At 63.7% G+C, this 4,771-nt stretch carries 5 protein-coding genes; all 5 read right to left on the reverse strand.

Going from position 1 to position 4,771, the window contains the following annotated elements; genetic code table 11:
• Positions 1–144: 144 nt before the first annotated feature.
• Entirely contained in the window at positions 145–1,245 is a 1,101-nt protein-coding gene (locus QME70_13990; protein MDI6895676.1) for a spermidine/putrescine ABC transporter substrate-binding protein, read from the reverse strand.
• 226 nt (positions 1,246–1,471) lie between these two features.
• Positions 1,472–2,245, reverse strand: a complete 774-nt coding sequence (locus QME70_13995) for an ABC transporter permease subunit (protein MDI6895677.1) — start codon at positions 2,243–2,245, stop codon at positions 1,472–1,474.
• A complete protein-coding gene (locus tag QME70_14000; protein MDI6895678.1) occupies positions 2,245–3,183 on the reverse strand; it encodes an ABC transporter permease in 939 nt (312 codons plus the stop codon). Before QME70_14000 ends, QME70_13995 begins: the two co-directional genes overlap by 1 nt.
• Before the next feature lie 145 nt (positions 3,184–3,328).
• Positions 3,329–4,417: an ABC transporter ATP-binding protein gene (locus QME70_14005; GenBank protein MDI6895679.1), complete on the reverse strand. Its 1,089-nt coding sequence runs from the start codon at positions 4,415–4,417 to the stop codon at positions 3,329–3,331.
• A 145-nt stretch (positions 4,418–4,562) separates the two neighbouring features.
• On the reverse strand, positions 4,563–4,771 hold a 209-nt coding region (locus tag QME70_14010), incomplete at its 5' end, for a 4-aminobutyrate--2-oxoglutarate transaminase (protein MDI6895680.1).

Below are 4,771 nucleotides of genomic sequence, written 5' to 3' on the forward strand. Positions count from 1 at the left end.
GATTATCCTTCACCGCCGAGCAGCACACCAGGTGGGTACAGTTTGACGCTTACGACAACCCGGGCGGCGAGTGTGCCCCGGGGGCAGCGATGAGCGGGGAGAGCCCGGCCGGACCGCAACCGGCCGGGCTCCCACCTCTGGCGCCTACTTTCCGCTCTTCACTTCCGTGTAGATCTGGTCGTAGAGCTGGGTCGCCTGCCCCACGTCCTTGGACCACTCGCACCGGTCCAGGTCCGCGGACGGAGGATAGGAGGCGTTGTTGTTCCTCACCTCGGGAGGCAGCAGCGACCAGCAGGCCTCGTTGGGGCTGCCGTATGGGTACGCCTTGGCGATCATGGCCGCGATCTCGGGGCGCAGGATGAAGTTGATGAACACTTCAGCGGTGTACTTGTGAGGTGCGCCCTTGGGTATGGCCATGTTGTCCTGCCAGATGATGCCGCCCTCCTTGGGGATGACGTAGGTGATGTTGGGATTCTCGTTCATGGCCAGGGCTGCCTCTCCGCCCCAGATGGCGCCGATCCACGCTTCCTCGGAGATGAGGAGCGTCTTGGGGCTGTCACTGTCCCACGCCTTCACCTGGGGGACGAACTTCTTGAGCCACTCCTTGGCTTCCTGGAGCTTGGCGGGATCGGTTTCGTTCACGGAGTACCCCAGCGCCTTGAGGGCGATGCCCGGGATGACGCGGCTGTCGTCCACCGCCACGATCTTGCCCTTGTACTTGGAGTCGAGCAGGTCGTTCCAGCTGGTGATGGCCTTCTTGACATGCTTGGTGTTGTACGCGATGGCGTCGGTGCCCCACATGTAGGGGACGCTGTACTGGTTGCCGGGGTCGTAATAGAGATTGACGAACTGCTTGCCCAGGTTTTTGAAGTTGGGGATGTTCTTCAGATCGATCTTCTCCAGCAGCCCCTGCTTGATCATCACTTCTATCATGTAGTCCGACGGGACCACCAGGTCGTAGCCGCTGGCGCCGGCCTGCAGCTTGGCCAGCATCTCCTCGTTCGACGAATAAGTATCGTAGTTGACCTTGACGTGGAACTCTTCCTGGAACTTGTCGATTGCTTCCTGGGGCAGGTACTCAGTCCAGTTGAACACGTTCAAAGTGTCCGACAGTTGCGGTTCAGGAGTGGTCGGGGTCTCGGGCTTGGCCGCAGGCGGCTGCTGAGTCCCGCCGCAGGAAGCAGTGAGGGCAAGGGCAAGCAGCACGGCGAGAACGGGGAAAAGCGGAACCTTCCTCCTCACCATTACCATGTACCCCCCTTTCAGTCTGTCCGGCGTCCGTTCACTCCGCGGCGAAGTCTGCGGCCGCCGCCGCGCTCCGCCGCCGGGCGTTCACCACCCTAGCTCAAAGGCATCCCCCCTCCGAAACCAGCGTCCCATCCGTACCGGCCACCCACCCTGGCGGAGGCGAACCGTCCGTCGCTGCCACCCGCCCGGGCGGGGGGGCGCAAATCGCGGACGCAGCCCGGCCTCAGACTCGCTGCATCCGCTGCGAGATGACGAGAAGGGTCAGGGTCAGCGTGAGAATGAAAGTGGAGAGAGCATTCACTTCCGGGCTGACACCGAACTTGACCATGGAGTAGATCCGCAGGGGAAGCGTGGTGGAACCGGGTCCGGCCGTGAAGAAGGTGATCACGAAGTCGTCCAGGGAAAGGGTGAAGGCCAGCAGGGCCCCGGCCAGTATGCCCGGAAACACGAGGGGAAACGTGACCCGGCGGAAGGTGTTCCACTCGTTGGCTCCCAGGTCCGCCGCCGCCTCCTCCAGGGTGTGGTCGAACCCGTACAGTCGCGATCGCACCACCACGGCCACGAACGAGATGTTGAAGGCGATGTGGGCGATGATGATAGTCGTTAACCCCAGCGGTATGCGCACCGCCGCGAAGAAGGCGAGCAGGGAGATGCCCATGACGATCTCGGGGATGATGATGGGGACGTAGATCACCGCCTCCAGCACCCGCTTTCCCGGGAACCGGTGGCGGTGGACGGCGAATGCCGTCAGGGTGCCGATGATGGTCGCGGCCAGGGTGGACACGACGGCGATGATCAGGCTGTTCTTGGCCGCCTGGAGCAGGGGACCGTCATTGAACAGCTTGACGTACCACTGCAGGGTGAACCCCTTCCACACTGCGTTCAGGCGGGAGGTGTTGAAGGAAAACACCACCAGGATGAGGATGGGGACGTACAGGTAGAAGTAGATCAGCCAGGAGTAAACCTTCATCACCCGGCTGCCCGTGGTACTGCCCATCAGAGGATCGCCTCCTCATCCCCTCCGAATCCCACCAGCCGCACGTACACGAGGATCATGATCATGGCCATGGCCATGAGCACCATGGAGGCGGCCGAGCCGAAGGGCCAGTTCCTGGCCATCTTGAACTGGTTTTCGATGAGGTTGCCGATGAGCACCGTCTTGGCGCCGCCCATCAGGTTGGGGATGACGAACACGCCCAGGGCGGGGATCAACACCAGGATGGAGCCCGCCACTATGCCGGGCATGGTGAGGGGCAGCACCACCTTCACGAAGGTCCAGAAGGAGTTGGCCCCCAGGTCCTGGGCCGCCTCCAGCAGGGAGCGGTCCATCTGCTCGATGGAAGCGTACAGGGGAAGCACCATGAAGGGCAGGTAGTCGTAGACCAGGCCCAGCAGCACCGCCAGCGGCGTGTAGAGAAGACTGAGGGGCTTATCGATGATGTGGAGGCCCATGAGGACGTTGTTGATCACCCCCGTGCCCCTGAGGAGGACGATCCAGGCATAGGTCCTGATGAGGAGGTTGGTCCAGAAGGGGATCACCACCAGCATCAGGTACAGGTTCCGTCGCTGATGGGGCAGCCCGGCGATGTAGTACGCAAGGGGATAGGCGATCACCAGGGTGATGATGGCGGTGAGGAAAGCTAGCTCCACCGAGCGGACCAGGATCTGCAGGTAGAGGGGCTCCAGGAAGCGCAGGTAGTTGTGAAACCCCAGCTTCCAGTCCACGCCCCCGTATGTGCTGCGGGTGGCAAAGCTCATGGCCAGGATCATGAGCAGGGGAATGATCAGGAAGAACAGGAACCAGAAGCCCGCCGGAGCCACCATCACCCCCGCCTGCAGTCCCGGACGGCGCCTCAATCCTGCCAGGGCGACGTCAGCCGGGCTGCCCCGGAACGTGGGCCTTCCCTGTGGTTTGGCCAGGCTCTCCAACTTCACCAGCTCCTCCCCATGAGGTCCGCACTCGCTTCCCCGCCGCCGCGACCGGGTGACGCCCCGCCCGCCCATCTCGCCGGCCGCCATCGGGTCAAGGGCTGGACGCGCTTCCCCGGCGGCGGGCGATGCCGCCCGTGCCTCCGGGTTGCTATGACTTGATGACAATGGAGTTGGACACGTCCCACGCCAAGGTGACTTCCTTCCCCACCCCGATGTCGCCCAGGTCTCTGGCCGTGCTCACGTGGGCCACCAGCTCGATTTCGTCCGCCACCGCCACCATGACCTTGACCGCGAACCCGATGTACACGTGCTCCTTCACCCGGCCCGGCAGGTTGTTGCTATCGGGACCGGGCTGCTCGCCCCCGGCGGGCAGGACATTGATGAACTCCGGCCGGATGGAGAGGTGGACCTCATCCCCGGCCGCCAGCCCGGGGGTCGCCGGCACGGCCAGCCTGAGGGAATCCAGGGCCACCGTGGCGCGTTCCCCTTCTACGGCCAGGACACACCCCGTGAGAAGGTTCGTCTCGCCGATGAAATTGGCCACGAAGCGGGTCTGCGGTCTCTGGTACACCTCCACCGCGTTGCCGAGCTGCTCGACGACCCCGCTTTGCATGACAGCAATGCGGTCGGACATGGTGAGGGCTTCTTCCTGGTCGTGGGTGACGTACACGAAAGTGGTGCCCAGCCTCTTTTGCAGGTGCTTCAGCTCCACCTGCATCTGCTTCCTGAGCTTGAGGTCCAGGGCACCCAGCGGTTCGTCCAGGAGAAGGACCTGGGGGTTGTTCACCAGCGCGCGGGCCAGGGCCACCCGCTGCTGCTGGCCGCCGCTCAACTGCTTGGGGCGACGCCGCTCGAATCCTTCCAGGCCGACCAGGGCCAGGGCCCGCCTGACCCGCTCGTCGATCTCCTGGCGGGGTAGCTTCTTCATGCGCAGCCCGAAGGCCACATTGTCGTAGACATTCATGTGCGGGAAAAGGGCATAGCTCTGAAATACCGTGTTCACGTCCCGCTGGAAGGGGGGAACCCCACGCATGGGACGCCCGTTCAGCAGGATCTGCCCCTCGGTGGGCTGCTCGAATCCCGCGATCAACCTCAGCGTGGTGGTCTTACCACAGCCCGAGGGTCCCAGCAGGGTGAGGAACTCTCCCCTCCTCACCTCCAGGGAAACGTTGTTTACCGCTGTGACGTTACCAAATCTCTTCGTTACCCCAACCAGCTCAACGACGGCATCGGACATCCCCTCGCTCCCCCCTGCCTGGCTCTGCTGCTCTCGCGAGTGCCTCGCCTCAACGGGGTCCTCGCAGGCTCGGTCGCCCGCGTCGCTATGCGCTCAGGGTAGCTTTATTTCTCGAAGCACCCCCAAGATCCTCCGCCGCGTGACCCTACCGGCCGCACACGGCTGCCACCGCCTCTCCCAGCACGGTAAGGCCTTCCGCCAGCTGGTCGTCGGTGATCACCAGGGGAGGCAGGAAACGCAGGATGTTGCCGTGCTGCCCCGCCTTGAGCAGGATGAGCCCGCGCTCGTAGGCATACTGAATGATGGCCCCCACTTCCACCCCCGCCGGCTCCTTCGTCTCCCGGTCCTTCACCA

This window comes from Bacillota bacterium, assembly GCA_030019365.1.
Classification (GTDB): domain Bacteria; phylum Bacillota; class Sulfobacillia; order JACIYH01; family JACIYH01; genus JACIYH01.